Source organism: Streptomyces sp. W16, assembly GCF_033194735.1.
GTDB lineage: Bacteria > Actinomycetota > Actinomycetes > Streptomycetales > Streptomycetaceae > Streptomyces.
This window is the reverse complement of the sequence record NZ_JAWOAI010000868.1, coordinates 1-2,542: the sequence shown is the minus strand read 5'-3', so window position 1 is coordinate 2,542 and position 2,542 is coordinate 1. Positions and strand designations below refer to the sequence as shown.

3 protein-coding genes are annotated in these 2,542 nt (G+C 68.8%); all 3 read right to left on the bottom strand.

Annotation, left to right across the window (positions count from 1 at the left end; all coding sequences use genetic code 11):
- On the bottom strand, positions 1–253 hold a 253-nt coding region (locus R6V09_RS50690; RefSeq protein ID WP_317888179.1), incomplete at its 3' end, for a DUF5926 family protein.
- A gap of 194 nt (positions 254–447) precedes the next feature.
- Complete coding sequence (locus R6V09_RS50685; RefSeq protein ID WP_442810295.1) at positions 448–1,002, bottom strand: ATP-binding protein; 555 nt, start codon at positions 1,000–1,002, stop codon at positions 448–450.
- A gap of 230 nt (positions 1,003–1,232) precedes the next feature.
- Entirely contained in the window at positions 1,233–2,078 is an 846-nt protein-coding gene (locus R6V09_RS50680; RefSeq protein ID WP_317888178.1) for a glycerophosphodiester phosphodiesterase, read from the bottom strand.
- Positions 2,079–2,542: the final 464 nt, after the last annotated feature.

Here is a 2,542-nt window from a genome sequence, read left to right as displayed (position 1 = left end):
TGGCGGCGGGCACCAGCTCGCGCAGCGCCACCCAGTCGCCCTCGCCGGGCAGCCCCTCGAAGGGCCGCTGCACCAGCTCGGTCACCGCGTGCGCGGCGGCCCGGCCGTGGCACGCCTTGTAGCGGCGGCCACTGCCGCAGGGGCAGGGCTCGCGGGCACCGACGACCGGAAAGTCTCCATCAGCGCCTGCGGCGCGGGCTCCGTCGCTGAGCTGCGGCCGCTTGGCCGTGGTCTGGGGGCGCTTCTTGGCCATCGTGGGTGTCTCCCGGTTACGGCTCGTCTCGTACTGGCGGGAGCCTAGCCGTTCACGCCATGACCGACGGGAGCCTGTGGACAACCCGGCGATGCGGATCGACGGCCGGCCGCCTGTGGACAACCCGGTGCCTGTGGACGGACGTATCGGTGCTGCACGGACGTGTCGTCGGTCCCGTCCGCACGGACGTGTCGTCAGTCCCGGTCGTCGTCGTAGGCGTCCGCGAAGCCCAGCCGGGGTATCGCGGAGACCGTCGGGGCCGTGACGCGCGTAGCAAAGTCGTCGCGCCGGTGCGCGGCATCCGGATCATGGACGTCCTCGTGCACGACGACCCACACCGTGACCTCGCCCCGGGTGTCGTCGCGTACGCCCCAGTCGTCGGCCAGTGCCGTGATGATGTTCAGGCCGCGCCCGCCGTGCGCCGTGACCGACGGGGTGGCCGGAGCCGGGCGGGTCGGGCCGCCGCCGTCCGTCACCTCGACCGTGAGCCGTCCGCCCGTGTCCACGCGCCAGGCGCAGCGGACGTCACCGTCACCGGCCAGGGCGTCGCCCAGCGGCCGGCCGTGTTTGCACGCATTGCTCAGAAGTTCGGAAAGGATCAGTACGGCATCGTCGATGACCGATTCCGGCACGCCGCCCGTACGCAACTGATCGCGCATGCGATGTCTTGCCTGCCCCACGCCCGCAGGGCCATGGGTCACGGCCATGCTCGACGACGTGGGCACCTCCTGTGCCACCACCAACGCCACCCCCGAGACCTCCTTCGCCCCACGCCACGGTGTGGATGCCCTCTTGGCCTGTACCGGAAACCGGCCAATCCACGTTCAGTGACGCATTCGCAACGATCGAACACGGACCGAACGCGCCGGAGCACTCCCCGTAATCGGGTGGCTTGTTTTCGATGGTGTGGCCGAGTTGGGAGGATGGTGCAGGTGAGGTGCCCGGGTCAAGGGGTGTTTGGCAGTCTTTATGAGGTTCTTTAACGTTCCCTACCGAGCTGGCTCAGAACGGCCCGCGGCCGGTTGGTGATGATGGCGTCAATGCCCAGGTCAACGCAGAGATCGACGTCCTCGGGCTCGTTGACGGTCCACACATGCACCTGATGACCGGCGTTTTTCAGCCGCTCGATGTACGCAGGGTGATTACGCACGATCCGGATCGAGGGGCCTGCGATCCGGACACCGGCCGGAAGTCGACCGTCCCTCAGGCGGGGCGAGAGGAACTGCAACAGGTAGACCGTCGGCAGCGTCGGGGACGCGGCCCGCACCCGGTGCAGGGATCGCGCAGAGAAACTCATGACCCGTACCGGGGAGTCGGCGGCGGAGGCCGGGGCGTCCAGCCCGAAGCGCTTCAGGAGCACCAGCAGCCGTTCCTCGACCTGCCCCGCCCAACGCGTCGGATGCTTCGTCTCGATGGCCAGCTCCACCCGCCGGCCCGCGTCCGCGACGAGTTCGAGCAGCCGCTCCAGGGTGAGCACGGAGGTGTCCCCACGGTCCTCCGGAAGGTGCTCCCAGTCCGGCTCCTCGTCCCGCGTCTTCCAGGAGTCGCGGGACAGGTCGCGGCTCTTCCAGGAGCCGAAGTCGAGGGCGGCCAGATCGGCGAGCTCCAGTGCTGAGACCGCTCCGCGCCCGTTCGACGTACGGTTGACGCGTCGGTCGTGGACGCAGACGAGATGGCCGTCGGCGGTCAGCCGTACATCGCACTCAAGCGCGTCCGCGCCGTCCTCGATCGCCTTCTTGTAGGCGGCGAGGGTGTGTTCGGGTGCCTCTTCGGAGGCTCCGCGGTGGGCGACGACTTGGATCCGGTGCTGCCGTGCGTGGGTCACCGCGTCATGGTGCCACCGCAAAGGGGTACACGTGGAACCGAGAAGGTGTAGGTATGCGCCTTTTTGGTCTCTATGACCGCTTATAAAGGATCGCCATGAACCCACAGGCACCGCTTATGGTGCCCTGACGTCCGGTGGGAAAAGCTGACGGCATACAAAAGCACCAGCACAGCTGTTTCGCGCCGGACCGTCGACAAGCGTGAACGAGTGTGACCGCATGCTTCCGAGAACAACAGCCGTGGACCGAGGAGAAGAGCTGTGAGCACCGAGAACGAGGGCACTGAGGTACCCCCGGCCCCGTCTGCACCTCCTGTGCCGGTGGAATCTCCCGCAGCTTCCCCGCAGGCGGCTGCGCCCGAGGGGAGCGCGCCCACCACGCAGCTCCCCCCGGTGCCTCCGAGCGCCCCGCAGGACGCACCCCACACCGGGCACGCGCCCGCGTACGGCGCCGCGCCCCAGGCACC